Below are 15,944 nucleotides of genomic sequence, written 5' to 3'. Positions count from 1 at the left end.
AATGCCAGCAGATTTAAATGATTATTTTAACAATAGAAAAAATAGTAGCTCAAACAACAGAAATTTCAACCTAAATTTAAACAACTTCGGTGGCTTTGGCAAATTTAGCGGAGTTATCTATGCTGTTTTGATCATCGCTTTGATAATAGTTCTTACTAGACCATTTGTCGTCATTCACTCAGGAGAAGTTGGTATCAAATCTCACTTTGGAGAGTATGAGAGCAACCCACTTTTACCTGGTTTTCACATCTTTATACCATTTATACAGGATGTTTTGGTTGTAGATACTAGGGTTCGTATTATAAACTACACCTCTGGAGAAGATAGAGGCGAAATCGTAAGTAAGGCAACTCATGGCGGAATTATAAGCAAAAATCCAATCTCTGTGCTTGATGCAAGAAACTTGCCTGTTAGTATAGACATCACAATTCAATATCGCCTAAATCAAAAAACAGCTCCAACAACCATCGCAGAATGGGGACTTAGCTGGGAAAATAAGATAATTGATCCATATGTAAAAGATATCGTAAGAAGTGTAATTGGACAATATACTGCAGAAGAGTTGCCTGTAAAGAGAAATGAGATCGCAAGATCGATAGATCATGGTATTAGAGAGCAGATAGAGTCTCAACCAAATTTACCAGTTGAGCTTTTGGCAGTGCAACTTAGAGAGATAATCTTGCCTGATAAGATAAAAGAGCAGATAGAAAGAGTTCAAATAGCAAAACAAGAGGCTGAAAGAACAAAATATGAGGTCGAAAGAGCAAATCAAGAGGCGTTAAAAAAAGCTGCTCTTGCTGAAGGAACAGCCAAGGCGATAAAGATAGAGGCAAAAGGTAGAGCCGATGCTGTAAAGATAGAGGCAGATGCCGCAGCTTATGCAAACAAAGAGATAGCAAAAAGTCTTGACAATAACCTATTGCACCTAAAACAAATAGAGACTCAAGCCAAATTTAACGAAGCGCTTAGAGAAAACAAAGATGCTAAAATCTTCTTAACTCCAGGTGGTGCAGTGCCAAATATCTGGGTTGATACAAAAGACAAAGCAAGACAGAGCGCCATAAATGGACAGTAAAACTATCTTAGAAGAGCTTGATTGGGAAAAGATGGGAGGGCTAATCCCAACCATCGCCCAAGATAGCCAAAGTAGCGAAGTTTTGATGCTTGCCTATATGAACAAAGAAGCTTTGAAACTTACACTTGAAAGTGGCTATGCACACTACTTCTCAAGAAGCAAAAATCGCATTTGGAAAAAGGGCGAAGAGAGTGGCAACACTCAAAAGGTAGATGAGATTTTTTGGGATTGTGATAATGACACTCTCCTTTTAAAGGTCACTCAAAAAGGTGTGGCTTGTCACACAGGTGAAAAAAGCTGCTTTTTTAGGTCACTAAATACAATTCCAGCGCAAAACACAAAGCCACCAAAGCCAAACTATCACATAATAGACGAACTCTATCATACGATTATCGATAGAAAGTTAAATGGCGATCCTAAAAGCTCATATGTTGCAAAGCTCTTTGCTAGCGGGCAAAACGCTCTACTTAAAAAGCTCTCTGAAGAAGCGGCAGAGTTTGCTTTGGCATCTAAAGATCTTAGCCTATCAAAAGAGCTTGATTCTAAACAATTTGGCGAACATAGAGCTGGCGATCCGGAATATGATGTTGTCTATGAGGCTAGTGATTTGATATTTCATATATTGGTTACTCTTGCTGGACACAATATCCATCCATCTCAAATTTATGATGAGCTCAAAAGAAGAGAGGGAGTTAGCGGAATAGAGGAAAAAAGGCAGAGAAAGTCTTAAATTTAGCCCCTTTTTAGAGGCTAAATTTACTTTACAAAATAATCTCCATCAAAACTATCAAGTGAGTATTTTCGCTCACTTCCTAGACTTTCTATGAAGTCATTCAAATTTAAAAACTCCAAACTATCGGCTCCTATATATCTGCAAACCTCATCTTTGGTTCTATTGGCGCTTATAAGCTCTTTGTAGCTTGGTGTATCTATGCCATATTTGCAAGGATATTTTATCTCTGGACAGGCAACTCTAAAATGAACCTCTTTAACTCCAACGCCCCTTAAAAGCTCAACTATCTTTTTAGAGGTTGTTCCTCTAACTATACTATCGTCTATAACTATGACACTTTTACCCTTAAAAAGATGAGCCATTGGATTTAGCTTAAGCTTTACCTTTAAATTTCTAATCTCTTGCGTTGGCTCTATAAAAGTTCTTCCAACATAGTGATTTCTAACTATTGCCATCTCAAATGGAATCTTACTCTTGGCAGCATATCCCATAGCAGCTGGCACTCCGCTATCTGGCACTGGCACTACAAAGTCAGCCTTTGGCACATCATACCTACTTGCCAAAGTCTCGCCAAGCTTTTTTCTTACTTCATAGACATTTTTGCCCTCAACTATGCTATCTGGTCTTGCCAAATAGACATATTCAAATGCACAAAATCTAGGATCAACATCTTCAAAAAGCTGCTTTGAGATATACTCATCATCGCCCTCTTTAAAGACTAGCATCTCGCCTGGTCTTACATCTCTTATAAATTTAGCTCCAACCAAGTCAAATGCACAGCTCTCACTAGCGATGATATAACCGCCATCTTCAAGGCGTCCGATACTAAGAGGTCTTATGCCGTATTTATCTCTTATGACAAAGATTTTTGAGCGGCTCATTATGATGAAGCAATATGCTCCAACTGTTTTTGAAAGTGCCTCGACTATGCGATCTTCTAGCTTTCTTTTTTGGCTTTTTGCAATAAGATGAAGAATATTTTCAGTATCCATACTAGACTGAAAGATAGCGCCCTCTCTTACAAGCTCCTCTCTAACTTCATCTCTATTTACTAAATTGCCATTATGAACAATAGCAATCTGCCCCAAAGAGTAGTTGGCCCAAATCGGCTGCGTATCAAACTCACTACAATTACCAGATGTTGCATAGCGGTTATGCCCTATAGCAATATCGCCCTTTAGCTCTTGCAACTCTCTATCACTAAAAACATCAGTTACCAAACCAACACCCTTTTTGGTTGTGATGTTGTGATTGCAACTTACACTTATCCCACTTGCCTCTTGACCTCTATGCTGCATAGAAAAAAGAGCATAATAGGCGATTTTGGAGGCATTTTTTGAGTTAATAACTCCTACAACTGCACACATCTTATATACCTAAACAATCATCTATACTATAAAGCCCCGGCTTTTTGCCAACTAGCCAAAGAGCTGCTTTTATCGCACCATTTGCAAATGTTGCTCTTGAGGTCGCAGTATGCAATACTTGCAAATACTCTCCCTCGCCATAAAACCCAACATCATGCTCGCCAACTATATCGCCACCTCTTTTAGCAAGCACAGCTATCTCATCTTTTTTTCTCTCTCCAACAAGACCATCTCTACCCGTATTTATAACATCTTTTAAATTTAAGCCTCTAGCATTTGCAGCAGTTGTTGCAAGAGTAAGAGCTGTTCCACTAGGGGCGTCTTTTTTATGTTTGTGATGCATCTCAACTATCTCAATGTCAAAATCCCTCAAAGCCTTAGCGGCGATGGCAACAAGTTTATTTGCAATTGCAGCTCCCAAACTCATATTGGTAGCATATAAAATTGGAGCAGTTTTTGCACATTCGTTTAGAAGTTTTTTTGCCTCATCATCAAGTCCAGTAGTTCCTATACAGAGTGGTTTTTGGTGATTTTTGGCAAAGTTTAAAAGAGCTTTTGTCCCGTCATTTATAGTAAAGTCAATGACAACATCACAAGAGTTAAAAAGCTCATCTAAATTTTTTGCAACCTTTGCACTACAACCTGTCAAGCTCTCAACTTTTTTATCATAAACAACACTAAGCTTTGCAAGCTTGCTCTCCTTTAGGCAACTTGCAATCATCTGCCCCATTTTGCCACTAGCACCATAAATTCCAATCTGAATCATCTTTTATCCTATTTTAAATTTTCTATATAATGTAAAGCCTCAAGTGCTGCAATTGCGCCATCGCTTGCCGAACAAACAACCTGTTTTGGAGAATCTATCCTAAGATCGCCCGCAGCAAAGAGCCCAGCTACGCTGGTATTCATCCTAAGATCAACTATCGCTTGTCCTGTGATGGAGTTGACATTGCAGATAAACTCGCCATTTTCATCTTTTAAAATCTCATTTCTAACATCAAGACCAACAAAGACAAAAAGCCCTGGAACATCCAACGTCCTTTTGCTACCATCTTTGAAATTTAGCTTTACAGCAGTAACACCGCTCTTATCACCAACAACCTCATCGATAGTTGCATTAAGCACTAGCTCTATTTTTGGATTGTTTTTTACCTTTTCTACGGTAACTGGCGCTGCTCTAAAGCCTTCACGTCTGTGGATTAGATAGACTTTTGAGCAGATATTTGCCAAATAAAGCGCCTCTTCCAAAGCTGTATCGCCGCCACCAAGAACACCAACTTCTTTATTTTTATAGAAAAATCCATCGCAAGTAGCACAAGTGCCTATCCCTTTGCCAAAAAACTCACTCTCGCCTTTAAAACCTGCTTTTCTAGGCGATGCTCCTGTTGCTGCGATGATAGTTTTGGCTCGCACTGGGTCGCCATATTCAAACCAAACTGTAAAAAAGCCATCACTATCTTTGCTAACTCTCTTAACCGCTGCAACTTCATGCTTTAGTCCAAATCTCTTGCTCTGCTCAATCCACGGCTCCATAAAAGAGAGCCCGTCCATCGGCGTTGCAACACCTGGATAGTTTTCAAGCTCGCTACTTGTAGTTATTTGTCCGCCAAAAACAGCCTTTTCATACATAACTACATTTTTTAATCCGCCTCTAGTGGCATAAAGTCCTGCTGAAAGTCCTGCTGGTCCGCCACCAATAATAGCCAAATCTAACATCTATCTCTCCTAATTTATCATTTGATAAAAACTACTCAAATAGACTTTATAAAACAATAAAGAGCCGCTTTCGCGGCTCCATTTTATAAAAGTGAATTTATTTTGTCGGCAATTGCCTGTTTTGACTGCGCGCCAATCATCTGATCAACAACTTCGCCATCTTTAAAAAATAGAAGTGTTGGAATAGATCTTATACCATACTCAGCTGCCAAATCTTGCGCCTCATCGGTATTTACTTTGCAAATTCTAGCTTTGCCCTCAAAATCAACTGCAAGCTCTTCAATAACTGGTCCAAGCATTCTGCAAGGTCCGCACCATGGTGCCCAAAAATCAACTAAGGCAACGCCATCTTTTGCTAGGTTGAAGTTCTCTGAAGTAAGCTCTATATATTTTGACATATTATCTCCTTAAAAATAGTTATCTGCTATTATACATTTAGTTAATAAATTTAAAGACAAAAACTAAAGTGTTATATTCTCGATAAGCTTAAATTTATCATCTTTTACAAAGAGTCCATCTAGCTGATAAGGGGCGTCAATAGAGTGTTTTGAAAGGTAAATTTGAATAGTTTTTAGAAGTTTTTCCATTTTTTGTGCATCGATTCTATACTCAATCTCATACTCGCTCATAGTAGCTTTAACCTCAACAAAGTGATAGACTTCCGCTTTTTTGGCAACTATATCTATCTCGCCAAATTTGGAACTAAAGTTTCGCTCAACAATAACATAGCCCAAATTTAGCAGGTAATTAGTCGCCAAATCTTCGCTTTTTTTGCCAAAAAGATACTCTTTAAGTCCCAACTACTCTTCTATCCTTATCATATATGGCTTCTCTGTGATGTAGTCCTCTTTGGATAGCTCTAGGAAAAGTGCGTTGATATCTCTTTCAAAACTCTGATGAGTTGTAAAGAAAAGTGTTGTGCTATCGTCGTTTGAAAACTTTGACTTTTGTAAGAAACTATCTATTGAGAGGTTGTTTTTGCTCATCAAGTTTGTAATCTTTGCTAAAACTCCAACTCTATCTTTGACTCTGACTTTTATGTAGTATTTTGTCTGTATCTCATCTTTTGGAAGAAGAAAGACCTTTTGATTGGTGCTTTTGTAGCCTAAAATTGGATTTTTATTGCCTCTTGCAACATCTATAAGATCACTTATAACAGCACTTGCAGTTGCCTTCCCGCCAGCTCCTGCTCCATAATACATCGTCTCGCCAACTGCGTCTGCATAGATACTTACGCCATTCATCACGCCATCAACTTTGGCTAAGATATTGTTGTTTGCAATAAGTGTTGGATGGACTCTTAACTCAACTTTGTCATCTTTTATCTTGGATATTGCAAGTAGCTTGATGACATAGCCAAACTCTTTGGCAAAATAGATATCCTCTTTGCCAATGCCTCTTATGCCCTCTATCAAAATATCTTCAGGGTTGCCATGAACACCATAAGCAATGCTTGAAAGAATGAGTAGTTTATGTGCTGCATCAAAGCCATCTACATCAAAAGTTGGATCTGCTTCGGCAAATCCCAACTCTTGAGCCTCTTTTAAAACAGCGTCAAACTCTTTGCCATCTTGCATCATACTTGTTAGTATGTAGTTGCTAGTGCCATTTAAAATAGCGGCTATTTTCTCTATACGGTTGGCACTAAGTCCCTCTCTTAGAGCTTTGATGATAGGAATGCCACCTGCAACACTTGCCTCATATCCAAAAGGTATGCCATTTGAGAGCTTTTCAAGAGCATAGCGATGATAGGCAAGTAGCGCCTTGTTTGCTGTAACTACAGCCTTTTTTCGAGTTAGGATTTTTTTAATTATCTCGTAAGGGTATTCAACGCCACCCATTAACTCAACATAGACATCTATATCATCTCTTTTTAGCACACTATCCATATCGGTGCAAAGCTCTAAATCGCAATTTCTTCTCTTTGTCAAATCCCTTACAACGCCAACTACAGGCTCAATCTTCTCACCAGATCTAGCCTCTATCAAAGCAGCGTTTTTTCTTAGGATATTTACAACCGCTTCTCCTACAGTTCCAACTCCAAGTATCGCTACTCTCATCTAGCCTCTTTTAAGTATTTTTTTATATTTCTTGCTGCCTGTCTTATGCGGTTTTCGTTTTCTATAAGGGCAATTCTTACATAGTCATCGCCAGCAACACCAAACCCAATACCCGGGCTTACAGCTACATTTGCCTTTTGTAAAAGCTCTTTTGAAAAGTCCAAGCTCTTTAAATTTAGCCACTGTGGGATCTTTGCCCAGACAAACATAGAGGCTTTTGGAATAGCTATTTGCCAACCAGCGTTGCTAAAGGACTCTATCAAAACATCTCGTCTTTTTTGGTAAATTTCTCTGTTTTGCTCTACGCACTCTTGCGGTCCATCTAGTGCTATAGTTGCAGCAACTTGCAGCGGAGTAAAGGTTCCATAGTCAAACCATGACTTTATCTTTTTTAGTGCATCAACTAATCTTTTATTGCCACAGACAAAACCGATTCGCCAACCTGCCATATTGTAACTTTTAGAAAGAGTATATGTCTCAACCGCTACATCTTTGGCACCCTCTACCTCAAAAATAGATGGAGTTTTATAGCCATCAAAAACTAGCTCTGCGTAAGCAATATCGCTTATGATATAAAATCTCTTCTCTTTGGCAAGCCCAACCAATCTCTCATAAAAGCTCTTATTTACAACGGTTGTTGTTGGATTGTGAGGGAAATTTACAACTACATATTTTGGCTTTGGAATGCTATCATCAAAGGCTTTGTTTAGCTGGATAAAAAAATCATCCTCATCAAGAACAAACTCTTCGTTGTATTTTAATCTGATTTTTGCCACATTTCCACCGGCTATCAAAAATGCTTGAGTATGTATCGGATAGGCTGGATCTGGCACTATAGAAACATCGCCTAGATTGATAGTAGCTATCGCTAAATGGACAAAGCCCTCCTTGCTTCCCATTGTAACAACAACTTCGCTTGCAGGATCCAAATCAACATCATATGTTCTTTTATACCAATTTGCACATGCCAAACGCAACTTATAGATACCTTGCGATACAGAGTATCCGTGAGTTTTGTCCTTATGCACACTTTCGCAAAGCTTCTCTACTATGTGAGATGGAGTTTTGCCATCTGGATTGCCCATAGAAAAGTCTATGATATCCTTGCCATCTCTTCTAGCTGCCATTTTTAGCTCATTTACCTGCGCAAAGAGATATTTTGGAAGCCGCTCTATGGTGTTAAATTTGAACTCGTCAAACATTACCAAGCCTTTCCACTATTTAGCTTTAAAAACTCGCTATAACTTATCTTTTTCATTGTTGAGTTATGTATAAGAAACCTAGTTGATGACTTGCTTTGTGAGCTAATCTTCTCATCGCCTATCTCCAAGTCATAATTGCCATGTCCTGTTAAGACAAGCTGCTCTTTGGTAAGGTCAAATTTAAATGGCTCATCTGTAATTTTGGTTGTTTTTTTGCCACTTCTAAGCTCTATTATCCCAATCCAAAGATCCTCTTTTGGAATTATTGTTGCTTCCAAAAAAGTTGCGGCTGGCTCCTCTTCATTGGCCATCTCCTCCTCTTTGCTCTCATTTTCATCAATATTATCTATACTTTTGTTTTGCTCCATAACAATGGCTCTATCTAGCGCGTTTAGGCCATCAAGCTCATCGCTAAGTGCAGCTGCGGTGATGTTGCTCTCATTTTCATCTTCTAACTCTTCTTCTACTTTAGGCACCACAATACCAACATCTTCAAGCTTGTTTTCAACTCTTTCTACAACCTCTTGAGTGCTATAAGTAGTCGGCTCTTCGCTTTTGTTAAAGAGCTTATCTGCAAATCCAACTCTCTCATAAAGCTTAAAATAAAAGATCATCCATAGCAAAATGACTGTTATTAGCGCTACAACTATCCAATAAAGCCTACTTTTTTTTGCAGGAATAAGATTAAGTGACTTTATTATCGCTGGTTTTATAGTAGGGCTAACATCTTCTTTTGGCTCGCCAACAAAGGCCTCATACTCTTTTAAGATTGAGTCCAAATTTAGATCAAACTCACGCTCCAAAATCTTGATATAGGCTTTTAAATTTTTGTCTTTAAATTTCTCAAAATCTCTTTTTAAAAGAGCCTCAATATACTCTTTTTCAAGATGTGTTTTCTCAGATATCTCTATTAAAGGTATATTTTGAAGTTTTTCTATCTCGTCAAATTTGCTGTTTTTATCTTTCATCCATCATCCTATCACAAATAATAGCAAACGCGGCACTCACATTTAGCGAGTTCCAGTCCTTTCTCATCTTTATGCCAATGCTTTCATCACATTTTTGAAAAGCTCTTTTTGGCATACCGCCGCCCTCATTTCCCATAATCAAAACATTTTTATTACCGAAAACAATCTTATTGTGCGGCTTGCCACCCTTTTTTGTAGCATATAGACAAAATCCGCTCTGTTTAAGCTCATTTAAAAGAGTGAGTCCATCGCTACAAAGTGCTAACGGGATTTCAAAAGCAGCTCCACTACTAGCTCTAACAACGCCCTCTATCGCTAAATTTTTAGCAACTACTATCACTCCATCTAGCCCAAGCCCGTAAGCGGTTCTAATGATAGCTCCGATATTGCCGACATCTTCAAGTTCATAAAGCAGGGCAATGTTGTTAAAGCGCTTCATCGCCTCAACATCAAAAAAGACAAAGTCCTCAACCAAAGCTAAAAAACCTTGGTGGTTGCCACCTCTTGCCATAGCTTGCGCCTTTTTGTTATCGACTCTAACTATGGGAAGAGCTAGTGCAGCAATTTTAGAAAATAGTTTTTTGTCGCACTCTTTTGAAAGATAGATCTCTTTTATAAGCTCTTTTCTTCTCTCTAACAGATGTAAAAATAGTTGTTTTCCGTAAATTATCATTCCAAAATAATATCTAAAATCTTTTGAAATTTAACTTATTTGCTGAGTTTATTATAAATATCTTTTATATTTTCGCCAGTTAGCTTAGAGATGAGTTTTGCTTTTTGTTTTGGAGGGATAACAAGCTCTTCAATGTCTTTTAGAGTTATTGAATGCTCTGGTGCCGCACTACTGCTTGGTGCAACTACAACAGTCCATTCGCCCTTTAAATTCAGCTCTTTTGCAATCTCTAAAAGCTCTTTAGCACTTGCTTTAAATTTGGTTTCAAACTTCTTAGTTGCCTCTTTTATGATAAAAATCTCGCGCTCTTTGTCTATCTTGGCAATCTCACTTAACAAAGACAGAATTCTTTTTGGCGACTCATAGACAATCGTAGGATAGTTGTTGGTGGTAAGTTTTAAAATGGCTGCATCTCTTTTTGAGCCTGTATTTGGCAAAAAACCTAAAAAGATAAACTCTTTTTCTATCATTCCACTTGCAACAGCGCCAACTAAAGCGGCATTTGAACCACTTAAAACTTCATAGCAAATGGAGTTTTTCTGAAGATAATTTACTAAATAAATCCCAGGATCGCTAATGCAAGGCATCCCTGCATCGCTTAGATAGCAGCACTCTTTTTTAAAAATCTCTTTGTCAATCTGCTTTAAAAGCTCTTGTTCGTTGTGAGAGTGCATGGAGTAAAATTGCTTATCGCCAAACTCTAACTCATACTCTTTTGATAGCAGAGCCAAGAGCTTTTTAGTAACCCTACTATCTTCACAAAAAATTACCTCGCACTTTTCAAGGGTTTTTAAGGCTCTTTGTGAGATATCGCCTAAATTTCCTATCGGCGTAGGAATAAAATAGAACAATTTTGCTATTTCATTCCATATTTTTTCTTAAATTTATCAACTCTTCCTGCTGAATCTACTATCTTTTCGCTACCTGTAAAAAATGGGTGGCACTCTGAACAGATATCAACTCTTAGCTCTGGTTTGTTTGATCTTGTCTCAAATGTATTGCCACAAGCACAAGTTACGGTGCATTTTACATAGTCTGGATGAATCTCTTTTTTCATTGCTTTTCCTTACTCTTTTTAATAAACTAATGATTATATTAAAAATATAGTTAAAAATCAAATTTAAAAAATTATTTTTGATGTTACAGCTAAAATTGCACTATTGGAACGTAAAATATAGGGCGAGTTTAGCGCTATGCTATCTTTAAACATCTCTCGCTCTCTTTGCGAAAAACCGCCCTCCGCCCCTATAAAATAGATAAAATCTTTTAAAAAAACTCTTTCCATTTTGCCATCAAAATCAACTCTTACTATCCCTTTGTATCTACTAAAAAACTCATCACTACTATCAACTACCTCTATTTGCAAAAGGTCTTCTCTACCGCACTGTTGTGATGACTGGATAAGAATTCGCTCAAATCTTTGCAAGTCAAGCTTGATGTTTTTTTGTGAAAAGTCACTATAGACTAGGATTAGTTTTAAAACTCCCATCTCATTTAACATTGGCAATGTTTTTTCGATAACTTGCGCTTCAACAACGCTCCATGCGATAATTAGCTCTTTTTTGAGCTGTTTTATGCTGTGTTTTAAAACTAGCTCTAATGAGATTTTTTTTCTAGCAATCTCTCTTATCTCATAGATGTAGTTATAGCTATCGTTTAAATTTCTTACATCTATCCTATCTCCAACCTCAACTCTTCTAGCTCTTAAGTGTAAAAACTGTTCCAAAGAGAGGCAAATCTCCTCTTTTCCTGCCTCTTTGCTATATAAAAAAACCATATCATTCCTAAAAATAAAAGATCAAAATAAAAAAAACATTGAAAAAAGTTGCCTTTTGCATAAGTTTTTTGTAGCCTAAAAATTTTTTGTCTTTAAAGGAGGCTTTAAATTTCTTATAACAGACTATGTTTATGGCGATAAAATAGATAAAAACTACAATCATCAAAACTACACCAAAACTCATCTTAAACTTAAATATTGGCAAGATAACTGAACCTGTAGTAAAAATAAATGCCAAAAAAGTGTAGTAAAGTGGCAAAAAAAGTCTAATATCTCTTATGTAATTGCTCTGATATTTTCTTTGTGAAAGCCAAAAATAAAAGATATTTAGCAGCAAAAATATAGCCACAAATACCTTGTGAAAACTAAGTGCGCTTTGATAGAGATAGTCCATCACTCGCTCACAGGTTCTGGCGGGAGTTCTAAATTTATAGAAAGGTTTGACTCACTTTTGCTAATTGGAAGCTCTTTTGCCTCGCTCTCATCAATAGTTGGTCTCTCTAGCTCTTTATTTTTGTTAGAAGTATCACTACAGCCAACCATAAAAAGCAATACAATAGCACCAAGCCATCTAGCACTCATCTGGAAACTCAAACTCACTTCCCTCTTTTAGCTTATTAAAAAACTCTTTGTCGCTCCACTCATCAACAATAGCTTTGCTAAACTCAATGTCGCATAAATTTATATTGCCCATCAAATGGCTATAAGCATCCTCTCTAAAACATTGTGCATAGCCACTTTTTGTCTCATGCACTATGATACTATATAGCTTTATCTCTCGCTCGCCATTTTTAAACTTGGATAGCTCAAAAAGTCTATCAATAAGGACAAAAAAAATCCTGCTAAACTGCTCTGCACTTGGGTTAAATGGTATGCTAATCCACCTTTGTGAATGTTTTTTAATATCGTTGATGTAGTCTTTGTCGTCATCTTTAAAGATAGTTGTAGCGTGATCGAAACTATCTATTATAGTTCTTACGCCAAGCCCCATAAGCCCAAAGTCATAAACCATACCGGCTCTATCTAAGTAGTTTGACTCCAATATCACTTCACATCTGTAAGAGTGTCCGTGTAGGCTTGTTTTGCACCTTTTTGATGAGCAAAGCCGAACAATGTGTGCGTTTTCAAAATCATAAATTTTTCTTATACGCATTTATACTCCCTCTTTATCATCAAATGCTCTTATATGAAGCCTGTCGCTGTAATTATAGCCCTTTTTCATGCAAAACTCAAAGCAAAATTTGGTATTTGCATCTAGCTCTTTTTTGTTGCTTCCAAGTGGCATACAATAAACATCTCCCTCTGCTATATCAACAATCTCATCAATCTCAGCGCTATCTATGCTTTTGTCTATCACAAATTTATAAAAAAACTCTTTTGCATTTTGTTTTATTGAGCTCAAAGCCTTTGGATTTAGCCTCTTTTCTTTGCTCTCGCCACTATTTGAAAGCTTTGGACTAATGCAAAAAACAGCCTCTTTATAGCGTGGATAGCTTTCAAAATCCAAATTTATAGTCCCATTTGTCTCAAAGTGCAAAGAGTAGCCACTGTCTAAAATATAGTTTATAAAAGAGTAAAAAAGTTCGTTCTTATACCACAATAGCGGCTCTCCACCAGTGATTACAACTATAGGCTTTTTTTGAAATTTATACCCATCTAAGATAGCTATTAGCTCCGATAGAGTGGATATTTGACGTGGTTTGAAGTGATTTGTATAGACTGCTCTTATGGTATCACAACCAACTATTTTTTCTGAGTTTATAGCTAACTCTACTCCAAAGCCTCTACATCTTAGGTTGCACCCCGCCAATCTAAAAAACAGAGCCGCTCTTCCGCTATATTTGCCCTCACCTTGCAAAGAGTAAAAGTGCTCTACAACTCCTAATTTAGCCACCTGTTTGATAAAATGCCCTTTTTGAAATTTGGCTTTTTTCATCTATGCACCATCTGTTTTGCTCTGGCTTCTGCTTTATGACAGCTCTTAAGATATCCAAAGCACTATTAATATCTTTGTTTCTTAATGCCTCTTTGATACTCATCGCCTCATCAAAATAAAGGCATGGTATGAGGTTGCCCTCAGCTGTTAGTCTTATGCGGTTGCAGCTGTTACAAAAGCTGTGATTATGCGGGTTTATAATGCCAAATTTATAACCATCTTCTGTTTGATAAAGAGATGATGGGGAGTTTTTTTCTGACTCTATTTTTGTTATTTTTGTCTGTTGTGATAGTATCTTTAGAATTTCATCCTCTTTTAGTCCCAAAAGACCATTATTGGCATGTCTGTTTTCCATATATTCGATAAATCTTATCATCACATTTTTATCTCTTGCAAAATCAAGTAGATAGCAAAGCTCATCGTCATTAAAGCCCTTTAGCGCAACTGTATTTAACTTCACTTTAAGTCCTGATTTGATGGCGCTATCTATCCCATCTAGCACCTTATAAAATCCCTGTTTTTGGGTGATAAACTCCGCTTTTTGTGCAACTAGTGTATCAAGTGAGATATTTACTCTCTTAAGCCCTTTTTCTTTAAGTAGTGCTGCGTAGTTTTGTAAAAAATATCCATTTGTTGTAAGAGCTAGATCGACTGAGTTATCATAAGAGGCAATCATCTCTATAAACTTATCGATATCTTTTCTAATAAGTGGCTCGCCTCCAGTTATCCTTATCTTGTTGATTCCCTCATCAATGGCAGCCTTTACAAACAAAAATAGCTCTTCAAAGCTTAATAAATTTTCTTTTGGCGTCCAGCTAAAGGGAGTATTTGGCATGCAGTATCTACATCTAAAGTTGCATCTTTGTGTAACTGAGATCCTAAGATAGTTGATCTTTCTGTTATATCCATCTACTAGCATACTTTTTCCTTGAGTGAATTTAACTCTATTTTAAAATAGTTTTTCTAAATTTCAAAATGATTTTTTTATATTGATAGTGCAATAGCTAACTTCTAATGATTAGCCATTTTGATAGCACTTATAAATTTATATGGAAAACGAAAGTATGAAAAACTAATTATATAACTTTGTTAAATTTGAGGATAAACTCAACCCTTGAGCTACTCATTCCTCTAGAAGCTGCAATTTGCTCTATACTAAGCCCGCTTCTATACTCTCTTATAATGGCCTCTTCATCGCTTGTAGTTGAGATGTTGTTTTTAACCATCTCATTGATATTTTTTAAAGAGTTTAAGATGGGCTCAAGTTTGTTTTCTACTAGCTCCTCTAGCGCCTCATCTTTGTTTTTTGCTGTCTCTTCTATCATCTCTTTTAGCTGTGCACTCTCTTTTTTGATGAGAAAAAACTCATTGATATGCTCTGTTATGATGGTATCAAAACGTGTAAATTTTTGCTCCATATTTTTATCTTTTATGTAGATATAGACAATAAGTATAAAGATAATTATGCAAAGACCTAGTAAAATTGCACTATCGACCATCACAACTCCCCTTTTTAAGATAGATTATTATACTATACATTTTTCAAAATTAACTAAAAACTGCAATATCAGCAAGAATAAATATAAAAAAGAGTATTCCAAGATAGCCATTTAGAGTAAAAAAAGCTTTATCTATCTTTGTAAAATCTCTAGCAACTATTCTATGCTCGAAAAAAAGTATAACCGCACAAACCACAACCCCAACATAGGCTACCGCGCCAAGTCCTGCTGCCATTGCAAAAAAGAGCCAAAACAGAACAGTTAAAAAATGAAAAATCTTAGAGATAAACATAGCGGCCTCTTTGCCATAAATAGAGGGAATGCTATAAAGTTTATTTGCTCTATCAAACTCCATATCTTGCAAAGAGTAGAGTATATCAAACCCACCAACCCAAAAGACAACTCCCATGCAGAGCAAAAGTACCCAAAGTGGTATCGCCTCCATAACAGCAACACTTCCTGCAATTGGTGCAAGTCCCAAACTAAAGCCAAGCACAATGTGAGCCAAAGGCGAAAATCGTTTAAAGATAGAGTATCCGCCAAGAATTAGAAGTATCGGAATGGAAAGCCCAAAGGCAAGAGAGTTTATGAAGTAGGCAACTACTACAAAAACAGCTGCGTTTGCTAAGATAAATATTATCATATTGCCCCGTCCGATTCTGCCATCAACACTTGGTCTGTTGGCACATCTAGGATTGGGTCTATCAATATCTTCATCCATAAGTCTATTAAATGCCATAGCATAATTTCTAGCACTTACTGCACACAAAAGCCCAAGAATCAAAAGCCTATATCCAAACCATGCAGAGCCATTTGCTATCTTTGAAGCAACAATCATTGCAACAAAGATAAATGGAAGTGCAAAAACAGAGTGTTTAAAAACTATAAGCTCACCAATATCTAATATAATCTTTTTAAATTTACCCATCTACAATCTC

General features: G+C 37.0%; 21 protein-coding genes. 2 read left to right on the top strand and 19 right to left on the bottom strand.

The window, feature by feature from the left end; translation table 11 throughout:
- The first annotated feature begins 1 nt into the window (after position 1).
- Together Q0X52_RS00890 and hisIE are read left to right on the top strand one after the other, a co-directional pair.
- On the top strand, positions 2-1,075 hold the full coding sequence (locus Q0X52_RS00890; protein WP_297573595.1) for an SPFH domain-containing protein: 1,074 nt from the start codon (positions 2-4) through the stop codon (positions 1,073-1,075).
- Complete coding sequence (hisIE, locus tag Q0X52_RS00885; protein ID WP_297573592.1) at positions 1,065-1,805, top strand: bifunctional phosphoribosyl-AMP cyclohydrolase/phosphoribosyl-ATP diphosphatase HisIE; 741 nt, start codon at positions 1,065-1,067, stop codon at positions 1,803-1,805. Before Q0X52_RS00890 ends, hisIE begins: the two co-directional genes overlap by 11 nt.
- Positions 1,806-1,831: 26 nt before the next feature.
- On the opposite strand, the gene purF is transcribed toward hisIE, so the two are convergent.
- From purF to mqnP, 19 genes are all read right to left on the bottom strand, one after another.
- Positions 1,832-3,175 carry an amidophosphoribosyltransferase gene (gene purF, locus Q0X52_RS00880; protein ID WP_297573589.1) on the bottom strand — a complete coding sequence of 448 codons (1,344 nt, stop codon included), beginning with the start codon at positions 3,173-3,175 and terminating at the stop codon, positions 1,832-1,834.
- A 1-nt stretch (position 3,176) separates the two neighbouring features.
- Positions 3,177-3,941, bottom strand: coding sequence for a 4-hydroxy-tetrahydrodipicolinate reductase (gene dapB, locus Q0X52_RS00875; RefSeq protein WP_297573586.1), 765 nt, complete (start codon positions 3,939-3,941; stop codon positions 3,177-3,179).
- Between the two features lie 8 nt (positions 3,942-3,949).
- Entirely contained in the window at positions 3,950-4,891 is a 942-nt protein-coding gene (locus tag Q0X52_RS00870) for an FAD-dependent oxidoreductase (protein ID WP_297573583.1), read from the bottom strand.
- An 83-nt stretch (positions 4,892-4,974) separates the two neighbouring features.
- On the bottom strand, positions 4,975-5,289 hold the full coding sequence (trxA, locus tag Q0X52_RS00865; RefSeq protein WP_297573580.1) for a thioredoxin: 315 nt from the start codon (positions 5,287-5,289) through the stop codon (positions 4,975-4,977).
- Between the two features lie 63 nt (positions 5,290-5,352).
- The gene (locus Q0X52_RS00860; RefSeq protein WP_297573577.1) at positions 5,353-5,691 is read right to left on the bottom strand and encodes a YraN family protein; all 339 of its coding nucleotides are present in this window, start codon (positions 5,689-5,691) and stop codon (positions 5,353-5,355) included.
- Positions 5,692-6,951, bottom strand: a complete 1,260-nt coding sequence (locus tag Q0X52_RS00855) for a homoserine dehydrogenase (protein WP_297573574.1) — start codon at positions 6,949-6,951, stop codon at positions 5,692-5,694.
- A complete protein-coding gene (locus Q0X52_RS00850; protein WP_297573571.1) occupies positions 6,948-8,153 on the bottom strand; it encodes an LL-diaminopimelate aminotransferase in 1,206 nt (401 codons plus the stop codon). Before Q0X52_RS00850 ends, Q0X52_RS00855 begins: the two co-directional genes overlap by 4 nt.
- Positions 8,153-9,121: a hypothetical protein gene (locus Q0X52_RS00845; RefSeq protein ID WP_297573568.1), complete on the bottom strand. Its 969-nt coding sequence runs from the start codon at positions 9,119-9,121 to the stop codon at positions 8,153-8,155. The genes Q0X52_RS00850 and Q0X52_RS00845 overlap by 1 nt, the downstream gene beginning before the upstream one ends.
- Complete coding sequence (gene rlmB, locus Q0X52_RS00840) at positions 9,111-9,794, bottom strand: 23S rRNA (guanosine(2251)-2'-O)-methyltransferase RlmB (RefSeq protein WP_297573566.1); 684 nt, start codon at positions 9,792-9,794, stop codon at positions 9,111-9,113. Before rlmB ends, Q0X52_RS00845 begins: the two co-directional genes overlap by 11 nt.
- A gap of 35 nt (positions 9,795-9,829) precedes the next feature.
- A complete protein-coding gene (rsmI, locus tag Q0X52_RS00835; RefSeq protein WP_297573563.1) occupies positions 9,830-10,645 on the bottom strand; it encodes a 16S rRNA (cytidine(1402)-2'-O)-methyltransferase in 816 nt (271 codons plus the stop codon).
- Positions 10,646-10,650: 5 nt separating this feature from the next.
- The gene (gene rpmE / locus Q0X52_RS00830; RefSeq protein WP_297573560.1) at positions 10,651-10,851 is read right to left on the bottom strand and encodes a 50S ribosomal protein L31; all 201 of its coding nucleotides are present in this window, start codon (positions 10,849-10,851) and stop codon (positions 10,651-10,653) included.
- Positions 10,852-10,914: 63 nt separating this feature from the next.
- A complete protein-coding gene (locus Q0X52_RS00825) occupies positions 10,915-11,571 on the bottom strand; it encodes a 16S rRNA (uracil(1498)-N(3))-methyltransferase (protein WP_297573556.1) in 657 nt (218 codons plus the stop codon).
- 7 nt (positions 11,572-11,578) lie between these two features.
- The gene (locus Q0X52_RS00820) at positions 11,579-11,965 is read right to left on the bottom strand and encodes a hypothetical protein (RefSeq protein WP_297573553.1); all 387 of its coding nucleotides are present in this window, start codon (positions 11,963-11,965) and stop codon (positions 11,579-11,581) included.
- Positions 11,965-12,171, bottom strand: a complete 207-nt coding sequence (locus Q0X52_RS00815) for a hypothetical protein (protein WP_297573551.1) — start codon at positions 12,169-12,171, stop codon at positions 11,965-11,967. Before Q0X52_RS00815 ends, Q0X52_RS00820 begins: the two co-directional genes overlap by 1 nt.
- Positions 12,143-12,724, bottom strand: a complete 582-nt coding sequence (locus Q0X52_RS00810) for a 6-carboxytetrahydropterin synthase (protein ID WP_297573548.1) — start codon at positions 12,722-12,724, stop codon at positions 12,143-12,145. Before Q0X52_RS00810 ends, Q0X52_RS00815 begins: the two co-directional genes overlap by 29 nt.
- Complete coding sequence (locus tag Q0X52_RS00805; RefSeq protein WP_297573545.1) at positions 12,725-13,507, bottom strand: 7-carboxy-7-deazaguanine synthase QueE; 783 nt, start codon at positions 13,505-13,507, stop codon at positions 12,725-12,727. It abuts the gene before it with no gap.
- Complete coding sequence (gene moaA, locus Q0X52_RS00800) at positions 13,458-14,426, bottom strand: GTP 3',8-cyclase MoaA (protein ID WP_297573542.1); 969 nt, start codon at positions 14,424-14,426, stop codon at positions 13,458-13,460. The genes Q0X52_RS00805 and moaA overlap by 50 nt, the downstream gene beginning before the upstream one ends.
- Before the next feature lie 157 nt (positions 14,427-14,583).
- Positions 14,584-15,006, bottom strand: a complete 423-nt coding sequence (locus tag Q0X52_RS00795) for a hypothetical protein (RefSeq protein WP_297573539.1) — start codon at positions 15,004-15,006, stop codon at positions 14,584-14,586.
- A gap of 49 nt (positions 15,007-15,055) precedes the next feature.
- The gene (gene mqnP, locus Q0X52_RS00790; RefSeq protein WP_297573536.1) at positions 15,056-15,934 is read right to left on the bottom strand and encodes a menaquinone biosynthesis prenyltransferase MqnP; all 879 of its coding nucleotides are present in this window, start codon (positions 15,932-15,934) and stop codon (positions 15,056-15,058) included.
- Between the last annotated feature and the right edge of the window lie 10 nt (positions 15,935-15,944).

Origin of the sequence: uncultured Campylobacter sp., from assembly GCF_947255105.1 — a bacterium.
GTDB lineage: Bacteria > Campylobacterota > Campylobacteria > Campylobacterales > Campylobacteraceae > Campylobacter_B.
Note: the sequence above shows the minus strand (reverse complement) of the source record. Positions and strands in the feature narration are given on the sequence as shown.

What these genes read in the sequence shown, in the direction of transcription:
- Q0X52_RS00890 (WP_297573595.1), top strand. Translation starts at nt 2, where the DNA reads ATGCCAGCAGATTTAAATGATTATTTTAACAATAGAAAAAATAGTAGC.
- hisIE (WP_297573592.1), top strand. Translation starts at nt 1,065, where the DNA reads ATGGACAGTAAAACTATCTTAGAAGAGCTTGATTGGGAAAAGATGGGA.
- purF (WP_297573589.1), bottom strand. Translation starts at nt 3,175, where the DNA reads ATGTGTGCAGTTGTAGGAGTTATTAACTCAAAAAATGCCTCCAAAATC.
- dapB (WP_297573586.1), bottom strand. Translation starts at nt 3,941, where the DNA reads ATGATTCAGATTGGAATTTATGGTGCTAGTGGCAAAATGGGGCAGATG.
- Q0X52_RS00870 (WP_297573583.1), bottom strand. Translation starts at nt 4,891, where the DNA reads ATGTTAGATTTGGCTATTATTGGTGGCGGACCAGCAGGACTTTCAGCA.
- trxA (WP_297573580.1), bottom strand. Translation starts at nt 5,289, where the DNA reads ATGTCAAAATATATAGAGCTTACTTCAGAGAACTTCAACCTAGCAAAA.
- Q0X52_RS00855 (WP_297573574.1), bottom strand. Translation starts at nt 6,951, where the DNA reads ATGAGAGTAGCGATACTTGGAGTTGGAACTGTAGGAGAAGCGGTTGTA.
- Q0X52_RS00850 (WP_297573571.1), bottom strand. Translation starts at nt 8,153, where the DNA reads ATGTTTGACGAGTTCAAATTTAACACCATAGAGCGGCTTCCAAAATAT.
- Q0X52_RS00845 (WP_297573568.1), bottom strand. Translation starts at nt 9,121, where the DNA reads ATGAAAGATAAAAACAGCAAATTTGACGAGATAGAAAAACTTCAAAAT.
- rlmB (WP_297573566.1), bottom strand. Translation starts at nt 9,794, where the DNA reads ATGATAATTTACGGAAAACAACTATTTTTACATCTGTTAGAGAGAAGA.
- rpmE (WP_297573560.1), bottom strand. Translation starts at nt 10,851, where the DNA reads ATGAAAAAAGAGATTCATCCAGACTATGTAAAATGCACCGTAACTTGT.
- Q0X52_RS00825 (WP_297573556.1), bottom strand. Translation starts at nt 11,571, where the DNA reads ATGGTTTTTTTATATAGCAAAGAGGCAGGAAAAGAGGAGATTTGCCTC.
- Q0X52_RS00820 (WP_297573553.1), bottom strand. Translation starts at nt 11,965, where the DNA reads ATGGACTATCTCTATCAAAGCGCACTTAGTTTTCACAAGGTATTTGTG.
- Q0X52_RS00810 (WP_297573548.1), bottom strand. Translation starts at nt 12,724, where the DNA reads ATGCGTATAAGAAAAATTTATGATTTTGAAAACGCACACATTGTTCGG.
- Q0X52_RS00805 (WP_297573545.1), bottom strand. Translation starts at nt 13,507, where the DNA reads ATGAAAAAAGCCAAATTTCAAAAAGGGCATTTTATCAAACAGGTGGCT.
- moaA (WP_297573542.1), bottom strand. Translation starts at nt 14,426, where the DNA reads ATGCTAGTAGATGGATATAACAGAAAGATCAACTATCTTAGGATCTCA.
- Q0X52_RS00795 (WP_297573539.1), bottom strand. Translation starts at nt 15,006, where the DNA reads ATGGTCGATAGTGCAATTTTACTAGGTCTTTGCATAATTATCTTTATA.
- mqnP (WP_297573536.1), bottom strand. Translation starts at nt 15,934, where the DNA reads ATGGGTAAATTTAAAAAGATTATATTAGATATTGGTGAGCTTATAGTT.